The 15,205-nt window shown below is 40.1% G+C and carries 15 protein-coding genes; 5 read left to right on the forward strand and 10 right to left on the reverse strand.

Features of this window, described 5'->3' with window-relative positions:
* Nucleotides 1-8 precede the first annotated feature (8 nt).
* The 3 genes from NU887_RS19410 to NU887_RS19420 are packed head-to-tail and all read right to left on the reverse strand — an operon-like array spanning nucleotide 9 to nucleotide 2,812.
* Nucleotides 9-1,055: a vWA domain-containing protein gene (locus tag NU887_RS19410; protein WP_258425051.1), complete on the reverse strand. Its 1,047-nt coding sequence runs from the start codon at nucleotides 1,053-1,055 to the stop codon at nucleotides 9-11.
* Nucleotides 1,042-1,941, reverse strand: a complete 900-nt coding sequence (locus NU887_RS19415) for a hypothetical protein (protein WP_258425052.1) — start codon at nucleotides 1,939-1,941, stop codon at nucleotides 1,042-1,044. Before NU887_RS19415 ends, NU887_RS19410 begins: the two co-directional genes overlap by 14 nt.
* Nucleotides 1,934-2,812 (reverse strand): DUF58 domain-containing protein, encoded by an 879-nt coding sequence (locus NU887_RS19420; protein WP_258425053.1) that lies wholly within the window; start codon nucleotides 2,810-2,812, stop codon nucleotides 1,934-1,936. Before NU887_RS19420 ends, NU887_RS19415 begins: the two co-directional genes overlap by 8 nt.
* 145 nt (nucleotides 2,813-2,957) lie before the next feature.
* On the opposite strand from NU887_RS19420, the gene NU887_RS19425 reads away from it, so the two are divergent.
* Together NU887_RS19425 and NU887_RS19430 are read left to right on the forward strand one after the other, a co-directional pair.
* Nucleotides 2,958-3,287 (forward strand): DUF4296 domain-containing protein, encoded by a 330-nt coding sequence (locus NU887_RS19425; protein WP_275982440.1) that lies wholly within the window; start codon nucleotides 2,958-2,960, stop codon nucleotides 3,285-3,287.
* A complete protein-coding gene (locus NU887_RS19430; RefSeq protein WP_258425055.1) occupies nucleotides 3,284-5,671 on the forward strand; it encodes an endonuclease MutS2 in 2,388 nt (795 codons plus the stop codon). The genes NU887_RS19425 and NU887_RS19430 overlap by 4 nt, the downstream gene beginning before the upstream one ends.
* A 55-nt stretch (nucleotides 5,672-5,726) precedes the next feature.
* Here the strand turns inward: NU887_RS19430 and NU887_RS19435 are convergent, their stop codons facing one another.
* The 6 genes from NU887_RS19435 to NU887_RS19460 are packed head-to-tail and all read right to left on the reverse strand — an operon-like array spanning nucleotide 5,727 to nucleotide 11,391.
* Nucleotides 5,727-6,215: a hypothetical protein gene (locus NU887_RS19435; protein WP_258425056.1), complete on the reverse strand. Its 489-nt coding sequence runs from the start codon at nucleotides 6,213-6,215 to the stop codon at nucleotides 5,727-5,729.
* Between the two features lie 49 nt (nucleotides 6,216-6,264).
* Nucleotides 6,265-6,897: an ABC transporter ATP-binding protein gene (locus NU887_RS19440; protein ID WP_258425057.1), complete on the reverse strand. Its 633-nt coding sequence runs from the start codon at nucleotides 6,895-6,897 to the stop codon at nucleotides 6,265-6,267.
* A gap of 6 nt (nucleotides 6,898-6,903) precedes the next feature.
* The gene (gene lpxA, locus NU887_RS19445; protein ID WP_258425058.1) at nucleotides 6,904-7,683 is read right to left on the reverse strand and encodes an acyl-ACP--UDP-N-acetylglucosamine O-acyltransferase; all 780 of its coding nucleotides are present in this window, start codon (nucleotides 7,681-7,683) and stop codon (nucleotides 6,904-6,906) included.
* Nucleotides 7,680-9,074, reverse strand: a complete 1,395-nt coding sequence (locus NU887_RS19450) for a bifunctional UDP-3-O-[3-hydroxymyristoyl] N-acetylglucosamine deacetylase/3-hydroxyacyl-ACP dehydratase (RefSeq protein ID WP_258425059.1) — start codon at nucleotides 9,072-9,074, stop codon at nucleotides 7,680-7,682. Before NU887_RS19450 ends, lpxA begins: the two co-directional genes overlap by 4 nt.
* A 39-nt stretch (nucleotides 9,075-9,113) precedes the next feature.
* On the reverse strand, nucleotides 9,114-10,136 hold the full coding sequence (gene lpxD, locus NU887_RS19455; RefSeq protein ID WP_258425060.1) for a UDP-3-O-(3-hydroxymyristoyl)glucosamine N-acyltransferase: 1,023 nt from the start codon (nucleotides 10,134-10,136) through the stop codon (nucleotides 9,114-9,116).
* A gap of 16 nt (nucleotides 10,137-10,152) precedes the next feature.
* Nucleotides 10,153-11,391, reverse strand: a complete 1,239-nt coding sequence (locus tag NU887_RS19460) for an HD domain-containing protein (protein ID WP_258425061.1) — start codon at nucleotides 11,389-11,391, stop codon at nucleotides 10,153-10,155.
* A 51-nt stretch (nucleotides 11,392-11,442) separates the two neighbouring features.
* Between NU887_RS19460 and porX the strand changes: the two genes are divergently transcribed.
* From porX to NU887_RS19475, 3 genes are read left to right on the forward strand one after another with little or no spacing between them, the layout of a single operon-like run.
* Nucleotides 11,443-13,002 carry a T9SS response regulator signal transducer PorX gene (gene porX / locus NU887_RS19465; protein ID WP_258425062.1) on the forward strand — a complete coding sequence of 520 codons (1,560 nt, stop codon included), beginning with the start codon at nucleotides 11,443-11,445 and terminating at the stop codon, nucleotides 13,000-13,002.
* Nucleotides 13,003-13,008: 6 nt separating this feature from the next.
* Complete coding sequence (gene tsaE, locus NU887_RS19470; protein ID WP_258425063.1) at nucleotides 13,009-13,452, forward strand: tRNA (adenosine(37)-N6)-threonylcarbamoyltransferase complex ATPase subunit type 1 TsaE; 444 nt, start codon at nucleotides 13,009-13,011, stop codon at nucleotides 13,450-13,452.
* Nucleotides 13,433-14,647 carry an alanine dehydrogenase gene (locus NU887_RS19475; RefSeq protein WP_420839799.1) on the forward strand — a complete coding sequence of 405 codons (1,215 nt, stop codon included), beginning with the start codon at nucleotides 13,433-13,435 and terminating at the stop codon, nucleotides 14,645-14,647. The genes tsaE and NU887_RS19475 overlap by 20 nt, the downstream gene beginning before the upstream one ends.
* A gap of 4 nt (nucleotides 14,648-14,651) precedes the next feature.
* Here the strand turns inward: NU887_RS19475 and NU887_RS19480 are convergent, their stop codons facing one another.
* Nucleotides 14,652-15,116 carry a response regulator gene (locus tag NU887_RS19480; protein ID WP_258425065.1) on the reverse strand — a complete coding sequence of 155 codons (465 nt, stop codon included), beginning with the start codon at nucleotides 15,114-15,116 and terminating at the stop codon, nucleotides 14,652-14,654.
* Nucleotides 15,117-15,205: the final 89 nt, after the last annotated feature.

Genomic DNA, 15,205 nt, shown 5'->3' on the forward strand with positions numbered 1-15,205 from the left:
TTTTTTTCTTAATCCAGCAAAAAGTTATTGAAGAAAGTACTTTTCAACCCAAGCCAGGCTAAGAACAATAGGATTCCCCAAAAAAGATATACCCTATAATAATCAGTGGTTTCCTTATATCTGGATTCCAGGATTTCAGCTTTTTCCATGGTATTGATCTGGTCAAAAATCTGCTCAAGTGCATTGTCGTCAGAAGCCCTGAAAAACTCCCCGTTGCCGATTCCTGCAATTTCTCTGAGGGTGGTTTCATCAAGGTAACTCTCGACCATCTGCGGTCTGCCAAAGAAGTCCACGCCATAAGGAACCATGCCGTCTTTTCCAACAGCAATGGTGTAGATCTTGATGTTCATAGCAGCAGCCAATTGCGCAGCAAATAGCGGATCGACATTACCCGCATTGCTCTCGCCGTCACTAAGGAGGATCATGACTTTACTTTTGGACTCGGATTCCCGCATCCTGTTGGTGCCAGCAGCCAGAGCTGATCCGATAGCAGTACCTTTAGCGTCCATCATATTGAAGGAGATGTCCTTGACCAAGTCAGTCAGCAGCGCATAATCTGTGGTCAATGGCGCCAAAGAATAAGCTTCTCCTGAGAAAATCACCATTCCGATCCTGTCTCCAAAACGCCCGTTGATAAAGTCAATCGCGGTTTCTTTAGCGGCCTCAAGTCTGTTGGGTTTGAAATCCTGCAGGTCCATTGATTCCGAGATGTCCATCACGATCATGATGTCAATGCCTTCTGTGGACTGCTCGACCCTTTCGTTGCTTTTCTGAGGACGTGCCAATGCAATGACAATCATCCAAACTGCAAGGATAAACATCAGCCCGGGAATCAACCGAAGGTAAGTCCATGGATTGTTTTGCGAAACTGTACCAGGCAATGAAAGCTCCAGAACAGGGTTCTTAAGAAATTTCACAAACTTTCTCAAAACCAAAATCAATGGTGCAATCCAGATGAGGTGAAGCGCCCAAAGGTTTTCCCATTCAAAAGTCTTTAAGGTTTCAGGCAAAAACCAGAACCAAGAAAAAAAGTCAGCGATATTATTTGGATTCATCTTGTTCGGTTATCTTTTTCTTGAAAGAATCAGTGCAGATTTCCTTCAGGTTGTTGCAGGTTTCGGTGATGTCTTTTCCTTCTTTGCCGGCATAGATTACCATTTCGATGGCTCTAAAATCCTTGATAATTTCCTTGTTGTCCAGGAATTCTGAAATCTCCGTCGTGGTCCACTCCCTAAATGGTTTATCATTGAGATGTTCCATGTAAGTCTTCCAAAGGCCAAGAATTTCATCCGCTTGGGCCATGTCCGGCGTAGCTGCAAAGGCTGTTTCGGCTGCATTCCACCTTTTGACAAAGCGCTTGTATTTTTGTTTTTCTCTCCAATTGTTCCACTGTTTTTTGATTTTCTTTCCAAAAATCACCAAAACAATGGTTGCCAATACTACGATTACTCCCAATATGATCAGCAAAACAAACGTATTGAATTCAGTGGGGATCGGCTGATAGACATTGTTGTCCTTAAATCCGAGTTCCTCCGGCAGCGGATTTATGGTCAGTTTTAATACCAGACCCGCTTCCAAAGGTTTATGCACCAAACTGTCAAACCGGAATACCTCGTACACCGGCAAAGAAAGTGTGGCTACAGGGTCAAGTGAAAAGTTGCTAACATAATACACCACCGAATCTACAGTGACATCCTCTTGGGTTGAGGAGATAAAAGATTTTTTCTCCAAAAGAACAAAAGGGGAGAAATTATGGGTGGAATCCGGAAATACGATATTGATTCCCGGTTTTGATTTTGCTTTGAGGACATACGCAACCCTTTCGCCAAGCATGGCCGAGTCCTGCATGAAATAACCTTCCACTTCAATATCCTGGGATTGGGCTTGAAGAGGCACCAAAAAACAGCTGAAAATGCAAAGGAAGAATAATATTTTACCCACGTTTCATTGTCCGGTTACGGTTTTTAAATAATTCTATCAAGGGAATCACGATGTCTTCCCTTGTGCTGATGCCCAGATAATTGATCTGGTTTTTCTTGCAAATGGTTTTGAGATGCTCCCTTTCGGAGGTAAATGTATCTGCGATTTTTTTGGAAAAGCTTCCAAAGGCAGTATTTACCCATGTTGTCCTTCCTTCTTCCTTGTCATACACAGGGATGATACCGAGGGCAGGCAGGGCGGATTCCCGGGGATCTGTCACTTGGACAGCTACTAGGTCATGTTTTTGTGCCAAGGCTTTGAAAGGTCTCTCATAACCCTCGTCAATGAAATCTGAAATCACAATCACAATGCTTCTCTTCTTGATGAGGTTCAACGCAAAGTTGAACATTTCGGTCAGGTTGGTTTTTTGGGAAATGTTTTTGTGACCAAAAATTCCCTGAATGATTTTCACACCTTGTTTTGGACCTTTTCCCGGAAGGATGATTTTTTCTTTTTGGTCAGAATAAGAAATCAACCCGACTTGGCTTCCTTCAAATATGGCAGCCAAAGTCAAAACGCCGGCAATCTCTTTTCCGATATCTATTTTCTTTTTTCCTTCTTGTCCGATATCCTGGGATCCGCTGATGTCAATGAGGAAATAAACCGATTGGTCCTTGTCTTCTCTGAAAGTTTTGACGAATGTTCCATGGCCTTTGGCAGAAACTTTCCACTCTATTGTCCTGACATCATCGCCATATTGATAAGGTCTGAGGTCATCAAATTCCAAACCTGCACCTTTGAAAATAGATTGATAGTCACCTTGGAGTTGGTTGTTGACCACCTTTCGGATCATAATCTCGTATCTTCTGAGTTTTTTGAGCAGTTCGTTCATGGCTACTATTTCAAAGGCCTAAATTAAGGGTGATAATTGAATTAAAAAACGATATGTGATCATCGGGTGTAAGGTAAACCAATCAATTTTCTTGTTCATTGTCGGAATTGATTAATTTTGGTCTGTGAAAAATAAAATTGTAATTATGTTGATGCTTTTTGCGGGTTTTGCCTGCAACAAGCAAAAAATTCCCGAAGGCATTCTTTCTGAAGACAAAATGGTGGAAGTGCTCATTGATATCCATTTGGCAGAAGGTTTGGTTTCGTCTTTCCCTATTCATTATGATTCCTCAAGGGTATTATACCCCTATTTTGAAAATGAGGTTTTTTTGAAACATGATGTGACAGATTCTGTTTTCAAAAAAAGCTTGGAATATTACATGTTGGACATCAAAACCATGGACAGGATATATGCCAGGACAATTGATTCCCTTCATGTGGTAGAAAAAGCAAGAAACCCCAATCCCAATCCATGATTTACCCTAAAAATCTCGAAGAGAAAATCAATTTCACCAAAATCCGGGAATTGTTAAAAGAAGCATGCACCGGTCCGCTTGGGATGGATTTTGTTGACAAAATGGGTTTTTCAAAAGATCCAAATCTTGTCGGAAAGCTTCTCGACCAAACTGCCGAATTCAAAGCCATTATTGAGTCGGGGGAATTATTCCCCTCTTCTAATTTTACCAATATTTATCCGTACCTGGAGAAAGCAAAAATCGAAGGGAATTTTCTATACGAGGAAGAGTTTCATGAAATGAGACTCTCCCTTTTTACCCTCAGCCGGTGCATTGAATTTTTCAAGGACCATGAAGAGATTTATCCTAATTTATTCAATTTGCTCGGTTTGGTGGCTTTGGACAATACGATCCTTAAGGCTATTGAGCGGATAATTGACGAAAAAGGTAAAATAAGAAACAATGCCTCCCAAGAACTTTCTCTAATCCGGTCACAGATTTTGTATGAAGAGAACCGCCTGAGAAAAGTTTTGGATAGGATTTTTAGGGATGCAAAAGCCAAAGGACTGACTCCTGAGGATGCATCGGTGACGATTCGTGGCGGTAGGATGGTTATTCCGGTCTTGGCTGAAAACAAGAGGAAAATCAAAGGGTTCATCCATGATGAATCCGCAACAGGTCAGACAGTTTATCTCGAACCCGCTGAGGTTTTGGACATCAACAATGAGCTGAAGGATTTGGAATATATGGAAAAAAGGGAAATCCAAAAGATTCTTACCAAACTCACAGATGTGGTCAGACCAAGTATTCCTGAATTGAGGAGAGCTTATCATTTCCTTGGGATGGTGGACTTTATCCGAGCCAAAGCCAAATTTGCCATCAAGACCAACTCTTCCCGTCCAATTCTAAAAAAAGAAAGACAGCTCGATTGGAGCAACGCGAGACATCCGTTATTGGAGTTTGCACTAAAGCAGCAGCAAAAAAAAATCATTCCTTTAAATATCTCTCTTGATCATAATAGAAGGCTATTGGTTATTTCAGGACCCAATGCAGGCGGTAAATCCGTCACTTTGAAAACGGTAGCCATGGTACAATACATGCTGCAATGTGGGCTTTTGGTTCCCTTGGATGGACATTCTACATGTTCCCTCTTTGATAATTTTTTCATTGATATCGGAGATGAGCAGAATATTGAAAATGACCTGAGTACCTATAGCTCGCACCTGATGAGTATGAAGTATTTTACTGAATTTGCGGATAAAAGGACCATACTTTTTATCGATGAATTTGGGACGGGAACAGAACCACAGTTTGGGGGTGCTATTGCTGAAGGGATCTTACTTGCCCTAAATAGGACAGGTGCCTACGGAGTGTTAACAACTCATTATGGCAACCTGAAGCAAATTGCCTCCAAAAATCAAGGACTCATCAACGGAGCAATGCGCTATGACGTGGACAAATTGGAGCCTTTGTACCAACTTGATCTGGGCAAGCCGGGGAGTTCATTTGCTTTGGAGATCGCTTCCAAAATCGGTATTTCGAAAGACATCATTGAATACGCCAAAGGTCATATCGGCGAGGATCGGGTGAAGTATGACAAAATGCTCACCAAGCTGGAAAACCAATTGGCAAACTACGAGCAACTTGTCAATGAAAATAAAAAGAAGGAAAGGATTCTGGACCTGAGGGTAAAAGAATACACTGACCTAAAGGAAAATATTGATCAGAATAAAAAGAAGTTTTTACAAGATGCAAAAGTAGAAGCAAAGTTGCTTTTGGATGAGGTAAACAAAAAGATTGAAAACACAATCGCGGACATCAAAAAAAGCAAGGGAGACAAAGAAACTACCAAGCAGCTTCGAGCAGAAATCGAAGACCTGAAAGTCAAAGTCAACCCTGAAAAAAAGGCGGTATCCATTCCCGAAGTCAAGGATGTGGAGGGAGATATTCAGGTAGGTGATTATGTGAGATTGATAGACAATGGCACTATTGCGCAGGTTTTGGCTTTGAAGAAAAAGGAAGCAGAAATCAGCATCGGTGATCTGAAATCGAATGTCAAAATCAACAGACTTCAAAAGATCTCTCTTTCGGATGCTAAAAAGGAAAAGAAAAGCTTTGCTAAAAGGACAGGCTTTGACTCCAACAGCAAAATGCTCGAGTATTCTCCCAATTTAGATATAAGAGGCATGCGTGGAGAGGAAATTTTACCTTTGGTACAGTCTTTTGTGGATGACGGTTACATGCTTGGACTCAAAGACCTTAGGATAGTACATGGCAAAGGAAACGGTATATTGAAAGAAATTACCAGGAATTTACTCCGCAATATGAACCCTGTTGCAAAAATGGAGGATGAACATGCGGATAGGGGTGGGGCAGGCGTTACCTTGGTAACCCTTAAAGCATAAAAAGGGCATCCCAAAAATAATTGGGATGCCCTTTTGATTTTGAGAGGATGATTTTTTATGGTTTCTTTTTCAGCGTAAATACATAGCTTCCTAGAACTGCAGTAGTTCCCAACTGACGTGCACCCGGCGCTACAATGCTAAATCTCAAGACCAAGTTATCTCCTGTTCTTGTCCAGGAAATCTCATTATTGGCCGCAGGCTTGGATCCTGTAAAGAGGAGCTTATCAAGGCCACCTGTAACAAAAGACCAATTTCCATTAGCATCAAAAAGGTCACCACTGTTGATTGTTGAATATGTTTTGCTAGATGAATTCGCAGCAAGAGTAAGTTCGAAGGTCTGATAAGTGCTTGTCACTGAATTGCCATCCCTTGTTACCGTTCCACCACCTGCAACTGTCCAAATCTGTGAAGATCCGTTAGTGAGTTCTTCGATCGCTAATTCTTCAGGAGTTTTGCTTGGAGTTGGATCATCTTTTTCCTTACAAGAAAACGTCCCAAAGGCCAATAATGCCATCAATAGAAAGCTGAATATTTGTTTTTGCATAATTAGTAGGCGATTAAATTTTTGTAAAATTAATAAATCAGTACAACAATCAAAGATTTTGTTTAACCTTAAAATCTTCAATTTTGATTTCATTGGGGCAAAAAGAATACTCTTTGGGGTCATTGGAACAGATAAAAAGTGTCTTGTCCTTCGAAAATTGCTTTACCAACTGCAAATACCAAGATATACCCTGCTCATCAAGATTGGAAGTTGGTTCATCTAAAAAAATCAATTTATTTTTTGAAAAAAAACATAATCCAAGCTTCAGTCTTTGTTTCATTCCTGAAGAAAACTGGGAAATGGGTTTGTTTTGGTGAGGTTTTAAGTATAGGATATCCATCATCTCCTCCAAATTCAGATTTTCTGAAGGAATTTTGAATTTGAAATGGAATTTAAGAAGCTCCAACAAGGTAAACTCCTCCGGTAATTCCATGTAAGGAGCGCTGATAACAAGCGACTTAAAAATATCTTCCCCCTTAATTTCTTTTCCCGAATCAAAATATTGGATTGAACCCGATGTCAAGGGGTTGATTCCGGTCAGGCATTTTAATAATGTGGACTTTCCTGATCCATTGCTTCCTGTAATGGCCCAATGGGATAATGAAGGTATAGAGAGGTTGATATTTTTAAAGATCCATTCGTATTGATATCTTTTTGATACCTGACTCAGCTTCAGCTCCATGTTGATTTAGCTGATATATCCTTTCATCACACCTCTCTCTGATGACCTGATAAAATTCACTATTTCATCCCGTTCTTTGGTAGCAGGAAGGTTGATTTCAATTTCTTCGAGTGCTCTGCTATTATTCAAGGAATTGAGGAAAAGATACCTGTATACTTCTTGGATATGGCTTATAGTTTCGCTCGAGTATCCCCTTCTTCTTAAGCCAAGGGAATTGACCCCTGCATAGCTGAGCGGTTCGCGTGCTGCTTTTGTAAATGGAGGAACGTCTTTTCTTACCAAAGATCCTCCTGAAATCATAGAATGCATCCCTACTTTTACAAACTGGTGGATTGCGCTGCTTCCTCCTACAATAGCCCAATCGTCAATTGAAACGTGACCTGCAACCTGAACTGCATTGGCGATGATAACATTATTGCCGACCATGCAATCATGGGCGATGTGTACATAGGCCATTAACAGACAGTTGCTCCCGACTTTTGTAGTTCTTTTATCAATAGTCCCTCGGCTGATGGTGACACATTCTCTGATTGTGGTGTTTTCTCCAATTTCGACAGTAGAATCTTCCCCTTGGAACTTCAGATCCTGAGGAATCGCTGCGATGACAGCCCCTGGAAATATTTTACAGTTTTTGCCGATTTTTGCACCGGAATAAATGGTCACATTCGATCCGATCCATGTTCCTTCTCCTATTTCCACATTTTCGTGAATCATCGAAAAGGGATCAACATGCACATCCTTTCCAAGGACAGCTTTTTCGTGTATAAATGATAGAGGACTGATCATGATTCTTTTCGGACTATACTTGCTGTCATAATTGCTTCGCAAACAAGGGTGTTACCCACAAAAGCTTCTCCTTTCATCTTTGCAATCCCTCTTCTGATGGGAGCAAGTAGCTCGCATTTGAAGACCAATGTGTCTCCGGGAAGTACCATCTTACGGAATTTGCAACTTTCTATACCTAAAAAATAGGTCCAATACTTTTCTGGATCATCTACGGTGCTCAATACCAAAATCCCTCCGGTCTGCGCCATTGCTTCTACTTGAAGCACTCCCGGCATTACGGGGTTGTTTGGAAAATGTCCCATGAAGAAAGGCTCATTGATAGTTACATTCTTCACACCTGCTACTACGGTTTCATCTAGGTAGATGATTTTATCCAATAGCTGAAAGGGATACCTGTGAGGTAATATATTGCTGATCTGATTGATGTCCATCACAGGGGGGAGCTTAGGGTCATAATGAGGGATATGAACCGAACCAGCTCTTTCCATCGCCCTTTTTATTTTTTTTGCGAAAGCGACATTCGCGGCATGACCGGGTCTAGCAGCCAATATCTGTGCCTTCAAAGGTCTTCCTACCAATGCCAAGTCCCCGACAACATCCAAGAGCTTGTGCCTTGCAGGTTCGTTTTTGTAACGTAACTCTACATTGTTAAGTATGCCCTCTTTCCTTACTTCGACTTTTTTCTTATTGAACATTTTTGCAAGATGTTCCAATTCCTTTTCTTCAATTACCCTGTCTACCACGACAATGGCATTGTTCAGATCACCTCCCTTTATCAGATTTTGGTTATAGAGCATTTCCAATTCATGTAAAAAACAAAAAGTCCTGCAGGATGCAATTTCGTTTTTGAATTGGCTGATGCTGGTGATGGAGGCATGTTGACTTCCCAAAACAGGTGAATTATAATCAACCATCACCGTGACCCTGTAATCATCCAATGGCAAAGCCGCCATTTCAACCTCTCTCGACGGTTCTCTGTAAGTGATACTTTCCGGTACCTCGAAAAATCTACGGAGGGCATTTTGTTCCTCCAAACCTACATCCTCCAAAACTTCAATAAACTGTATGGAAGACCCATCCATAATTGGAGGTTCCGGTCCGTCCAATTGAATAAGAATATTGTCGATTTCCAAACCTACCAAGGAGGCAAGTACATGCTCGACTGTAAAAACCCTTGCTCCATTTTGTTCTAAGGTAGTTCCTCTCGAAATATCCACTACATTGTCGACATCAGCATCTACCACAGGCATTCCCGGAAGGTCTATTCTTTGAAATTTGAATCCATGATTCGGCGGAGCCGGTAAAAATGTCATGTTCGAAATTACGCCTGTGTGGAGCCCTACTCCTGAGACGGTAACTTGTTTTTTTATGGTATGCTGTTTGACTCTCATCCGATCCTGTTATGCTACTTCAATTTAAGAACCGTAAATTTATGTTTTTTTTTCGAGTTCTTTGATTCTGTCATGGAGTTCGGGTAGTTTTTTGAAAAGACCGTAAGATTTTAGAAAATCTTTGATTTCATAGCCCATATATCCGAAAATAGTCAGACCTGGTTTATGTATGCTTTTTGAAATCCCTGTATTGGCACCAATTGTCGTATTATCGGCAATTTTTAAATGTCCTACTATTCCTGCCTTTCCTGCAATCACACAGTTTTTGCCGATTTCGGTAGATCCAGAGATCCCGGCCTGTGCAGCAATAACCGTGTTCTCGCCTATGGTAACATTATGTGCGATTTGAACTAAATTATCGATTTTAGCTCCTTTTTTTATCAAAGTTGAACCCATTGTTGCACAATCTATCGTGGTATTGGTGCCTATGCTTACATTATCCTCGATAACAACATTTCCCAATTGGGGGATTTTTTTATAGCTACCGTCAGGAAGCGGGGCAAATCCAAAACCGTCTCCGCCGATTACAGCACCTGGATGAATTTCACAATTATTTCCTATTTGGGTATTGTCATATATTTTGACTCCAGCATGGATGATTGTATTGTTCCCTATTTTCACCATGTTGCCAATGTATACATTGGGGTATATTTTTACCGAATCACCCAATAAACAGTTTTTCCCGACATATGAAAATGCTCCTCTGTAAAAATCTTTCCCGATTGTACTCGTAGGGTCAAAAAACGAAGGTTCTTCTGTACCGGACTTTCCAGATGTCACCATCATGGCGTATGCTTCAAGCAACAGTGTAAAACCCTCATATGCATTCTTTACCCTGATTAAATTAGTACTGATTGGTCTTTGTGGTTCAAAACTTTCGGATACGATAACCGCAGTGGCCTTTGTGTCATAAATAAAAGATTCATATTTTTCATTAGACAAAAAGCTTATTCCGCCCGGCAAGCCTTCTTGGATTTTATCCAAACGACTTACTTTAAGACTACTGTCTCCTTCTACTTTTCCGCTAATTAATTCTGCTATTTGACCAAGAGAAAATTCCATAAATTGGGTTTAGAGCTTACAAAGTTAAATTTTTGGCGTGACAGATATAGTGTTTTTTCACAATTTTACTCATTGCCTTGATATTTGGAAGATCCGCTGCTAGTGCAACATCAATGATATTTCCTTTTTTGGTCAAAATAAAAATCTGCTCTGTATTGAGGTAAGCATGGTTACTCAAAACGCCATGGTTAAAGAAATAAGGCAGATCTTTTTCCGGAATTTGAAGTTTTTTCAGAAGTTTTGATTTTTCATCTTCAATTTCAGCTTGAGAAAATTCCTCATTTCGCAAGTTAATTTTGAATAAATTTCTGTCCAAAAACATCCTGGATAGATTTTTCAGAACATAATCCTCACTGTTTTTCCATAGTTTGATGGCTCCCCAAATGTCAAAATCATCTAGCGATAGAAAATTTTCTAAGGAAGCTTCATTATTTTTAAAATCACTCAACGTAAAATTTCCCTTTAGGAAATAAGAGAGCTCATCAGTGGCAATGAGATTTTGGCCGTTTTGAATGAGGTATTTAGCTCGGTTGATGAGACTGATCATCATCTTTTCAGCACTTACTGTGGTCTTATGAAGATAGACTTGCCAATACATCAACCTGCGTGCACTCAAAAAATTCTCGATACTGTAAATTCCCTTTTCCTCAATAACCAAACGGTCATCTTTGATGTCCATCATTTTGATAATCCTGTCAGCACCAATGGCTCCTTCAGATACTCCTGTGAAAAAACAATCTCTTTGTAAATAATCAAGCCTGTCTATATCAAGCTGACTGGACACAAGTTGGTTGAAAAATTTCCTTTCATATTCTCCTTTGAATATTTTTATAGAAAGGTCGAGTTTGTTGTTCAACTCGATGTTTAGTCTTTGTATAACAAGTAGGGACAGTGCTTCGTGTGGAATATTTTGGAGAATGCTGAATTCCAAAGCATGAGAAAAAGGGCCATGGCCAATATCATGCAGCAATATAGCAATCAGTCCGGCTTCGTATTCTTCTTCACTTATTTCGATACCTTTATGTCTGAGGTTGTCCAGTGTAATGCTCATCAGGTGCATAGCACCTATAGCGTGGTGAAACCTGGTATGGAGCGCACCTGGATAGACATAATCAGTCAAACCTAGTTGCTTGATACGACGTAACCTCTGAAAGTAGGGGTGGTCAATAATGCTAAAAATCAATTCACTGGGTATGGTAATAAATCCATAAACAGGATCATTAAGAATTTTATGGCGTTTCAATGTCGCTGACATTTGATAGGTCTCAAAAGTAATTATAAATTTAAAAGAAGTAAACCATATTTTATGCAAAGGTTCAAAATCCTGTGGGCAGATGACGAGATAGATCTATTGAAGCCACATATTTTATTTTTACAGCAAAGAGGCTATGAAATATCCACAGTCAACAGTGGTGTAGATGCCATTGAAATGGTGGAAAAATTCAATTATGATGTAATTTTTTTGGATGAGATGATGCCCGGAATGACAGGCCTTGAGACTTTGCAGCATATCAAAATGGTGAAACCCCAGATTCCTGTAGTGATGATCACAAAAAGCGAGGAAGAGCACATAATGGATGATGCCATTGGGGGTAAGATTGCTGATTACCTGATCAAACCTATCAATCCAAATCAAATACTGCTCTCTGTAAAAAAGATCCTACAGAATAAGCAGTTGATCACAGAAAAAACTAACCTTTCCTACAGACAGGATTTCATGAATATCAGCACAGCTTGTGGGGAGGCATCCACCTATCAGGAGTGGACAGATATATACAAAAGACTCACCTATTGGGAAATGGAGATAGATGGTACGGAAAACAAGTCCATGCAGGATGTTCTTGATACCCAAAAAACGGAAGCCAATGCTGCTTTTGCAAAATTCATCAAGAACAATTACATCGACTGGATCAATGATCCCAAATCTGAAAAGCCAATACTTTCCCACAGACTGATGGCTGAAAAGGTGTTTCCGCAAATCAAACAGGGCAAGCCTCTCTTTTTTGTGGTGATTGATAATCTCAGACTGGATCAATGGGAAGTAATCAAACCATTGGTTTCAGAATATTTCAATACTTCAGAGGAAAGTACCTATTTCAGTATTTTACCGACTACCACGGCTTTTGCACGAAATGCCCTTTTTAGTGGGATGATGCCTTCCGATATGGCAAGATTCCATCCCGAACTTTGGGAAGGAGAAGATACCGATGAAGGAAAAAACAACCATGAGGAAGATTTTTTGTCCGAAAATCTTCACCGAAATAAACTGAATATTAAATTTAGTTATAACAAAATCCTTCAAGTGTATCAGGGAAAGGCAGTTTTGGATCATTTCCATCAACTTTTGAATAATGATCTCAATGTCTTGGTATACAACTTTGTAGACATGATGTCTCATGCCCGTACAGACATCAAAATGGTAAGAGAACTTGCTCCGGATGAATCCGCCTACAGATCTTTGACAAAAAGCTGGTTTGAGCATTCTACCCTTTTTGACCTTTTTAAAAAAATCCATGCCGCCAAAGCAGATGTGATAATTACCACAGATCACGGAACCAAAAGAGTGAACAGGCCTTATAAAATTATCGGAGACAAAAATGTAACAACAAACCTCAGGTACAAACAAGGTAAAAACCTAAATTTTGAAAGTGGCAAAGTATTTGAAATTTCCCGCCCAGAAGAAGCCAAACTCCCGAGGTTTAATGTTTCGACCAGCTATGTTTTTACAGTCGAAGATTATTTCTTTGCATATCCTAATAATTACAATTATTACGTAAATTACTACAAAGATACCTTCCAACACGGTGGTGTATCACTTGAAGAAATGATAGTTCCTTTTGTCCGTCTCGAACCGAAGAATATTTAATTAAATTTGGAAAAGTTTTATTGTCCGGAAATTGGTAATTTACATGAGACGGCCCTTAAAATAGTCTCTTTTGCAGGATCTGAAAAAATCTGGGTTTTCAAAGGAGATCTGGGAGCTGGTAAAACTACCTTAATTACTGAACTTGCAAGAGTATTGGGAGTGGTTGACAAGGTCAGCAGTCCTACCTTCTCTTTGGTAAATGAATACCAAAACACCAAAGGCGAAATATTTTACCACTTTGACTTTTACAGAGTGGAAAATCCCGCAGAGGTTTTTGAAATTGGGATTGAAGAATATTTTTATAGCGGTAATCGCTGCTGGATAGAGTGGGCCGAAAGGATTGCAGCGTATATTCCGCTGGACTTTATCCACATCTACATTGAGGTGGATGAGGCAGGGGGTAGAATGATTACCTTACAAAGGGTTATTAATGGTGAAACAAATGGTTGAAATAGGGGAAAAGGTTGGGTTATTTCCAAAAGAAAAGGTTGCGAAAGTCAAGAATTCACAGAATTCATTGTTGATAGGATTGCCTGTTGAAACTGCTGCCCAAGAAAAAAGGGTGGTATTAACTCCTGATGCGGTTGCTCTACTAGTCAATAATGGACAACAGGTTCTGGTGGAGACAAATGCGGGGAAAGAATCCAAATTTTCGGATAAAGAATATTCAGATGCCGGGGCCAAAGTGGTCTATTCTGCCAAAGAGGCTTTCGATGCCGAGGTGATTATCAAAGTAGAACCTCCGACAGAGGAAGAAATCAATTATATGAGATCTGGTTCATGTTTGATTTCAGCTCTGCAGTTGGGTAAGCAAAGCGCTGATTACATCCATGCATTGAACAAAAAAAGAATCACCGCCGTGTCCTATGAAAATCTCGAGGATAAAGTTGGAGGAATGCCTGTGGTCAGAGCCATGAGCGAAATTGCGGGCAGCACGGTCATGCTCATTGCAGCCGAGTACCTCAGCAGCGTAAATAACGGAAAGGGCTTGATCATGGGCGGAGTCACAGGTGTACCGCCCACACAGGTAGTTATTGTCGGGGCAGGTACCGTCGCTGAATATGCTGCAAGGACAGCTTTGGGATTGGGAGCTAGCATCAAAGTTTTTGATAACCATATTTATAAACTGCGAAGAATTAAGCATCTTCTGGGTCAGCAGGTATTTACGTCAACAATTGATAACTATACTTTAGGAAATGCAATCAAAGAGGCGGATGTTGTAATCGGTGCATTGAGAGCAGAAAAAGGAAAAAATAAGGTTGTGGTCAGTGAGGAAATGGTTGCTGCCATGATGGAGGGAAGTGTAATCATTGATGTTTCTATAGATCAGGGTGGATGTATAGAAACCTCAGAAATGACTTCTCACGATACACCGACTTTTGTCAAACATGGTGTAATCCATTATTGCGTTCCCAATATCGCTTCAAGGGTTTCAAGAACAGCATCTTGTGCATTGAGCAATATTTTTACACCTATTTTATTACATATGGCTGATTTGGGAGGAGCTGAAGAGATGATCTTCAATTATAAATGGTTTATGAAAGGAGTATATACCTACAGGGGAAGCCTGACAAATGCCTATTTGGCAAGAAAATTTTCCATGACCCACAAAGAACTCTTGCTACTGCTGGCTGCCCGTTATTGAACCCTTATCTTTGTTGAAGCATCAGCTCAAGACTTTTGTTGGTCTCAACGAGATCGTCCATTAATTTTCTGTTTTCTTTCCTTAAGGAGAACAACTCAAAGGCATTTTTTATTACAGTCCTCATGTACTCTTCTTCCCATGGTTTGGTGAGATAATGATATACTTGGCTCTTATTGATGGCATCTATCACTGCCTGGATATCAGTGTATCCGGTAAGCAGAATTCTGATTGGATCGGGATGTTCAGGGATAATGGAGGCTAAAAAATCCACCCCTGTTTCATCAGGCATTCTTTGGTCAGTAATTATGATATCTACCTCATTTGATTGCAATAGCTCTCTTCCTTCCTCAGCAGAAAGGGCAAGATGGATTTTGTAATCTTTCCTAAAAGTAGCTTTAAATGCCTGAAGGTTGTTTTCTTCATCATCTACATAAAGGATTCTTATTTTTTCTTCGGGTGATTCAGCCATGGGGACTTACTATTAGTGAAACTTTAGGTACAAGTTTAAGTATATATTTATCTTAATGGTAATTTTACCGAAAAAAAATTTTCCAATAT

Origin of the sequence: Aquiflexum gelatinilyticum (assembly GCF_024741135.1) — a bacterium.
In the GTDB taxonomy this organism is placed as follows: domain Bacteria; phylum Bacteroidota; class Bacteroidia; order Cytophagales; family Cyclobacteriaceae; genus Cognataquiflexum; species Cognataquiflexum gelatinilyticum.

Coding starts and splice junctions, on each gene's coding strand:
- NU887_RS19440 (WP_258425057.1), bottom strand. CDS start 6,897: ATGGAGCTGAAGCTGAGTCAGGTATCAAAAAGATATCAATACGAATGG.
- NU887_RS19410 (WP_258425051.1), bottom strand. CDS start 1,055: ATGAATCCAAATAATATCGCTGACTTTTTTTCTTGGTTCTGGTTTTTG.
- NU887_RS19420 (WP_258425053.1), bottom strand. CDS start 2,812: ATGAACGAACTGCTCAAAAAACTCAGAAGATACGAGATTATGATCCGA.
- lpxA (WP_258425058.1), bottom strand. CDS start 7,683: ATGATCAGTCCTCTATCATTTATACACGAAAAAGCTGTCCTTGGAAAG.
- NU887_RS19430 (WP_258425055.1), top strand. CDS start 3,284: ATGATTTACCCTAAAAATCTCGAAGAGAAAATCAATTTCACCAAAATC.
- NU887_RS19450 (WP_258425059.1), bottom strand. CDS start 9,074: ATGAGAGTCAAACAGCATACCATAAAAAAACAAGTTACCGTCTCAGGA.
- NU887_RS19435 (WP_258425056.1), bottom strand. CDS start 6,215: ATGCAAAAACAAATATTCAGCTTTCTATTGATGGCATTATTGGCCTTT.
- lpxD (WP_258425060.1), bottom strand. CDS start 10,136: ATGGAATTTTCTCTTGGTCAAATAGCAGAATTAATTAGCGGAAAAGTA.
- NU887_RS19460 (WP_258425061.1), bottom strand. CDS start 11,391: ATGTCAGCGACATTGAAACGCCATAAAATTCTTAATGATCCTGTTTAT.
- porX (WP_258425062.1), top strand. CDS start 11,443: ATGCAAAGGTTCAAAATCCTGTGGGCAGATGACGAGATAGATCTATTG.
- NU887_RS19475 (WP_420839799.1), top strand. CDS start 13,433: ATGGTGAAACAAATGGTTGAAATAGGGGAAAAGGTTGGGTTATTTCCA.
- NU887_RS19480 (WP_258425065.1), bottom strand. CDS start 15,116: ATGGCTGAATCACCCGAAGAAAAAATAAGAATCCTTTATGTAGATGAT.
- NU887_RS19425 (WP_275982440.1), top strand. CDS start 2,958: ATGTTGATGCTTTTTGCGGGTTTTGCCTGCAACAAGCAAAAAATTCCC.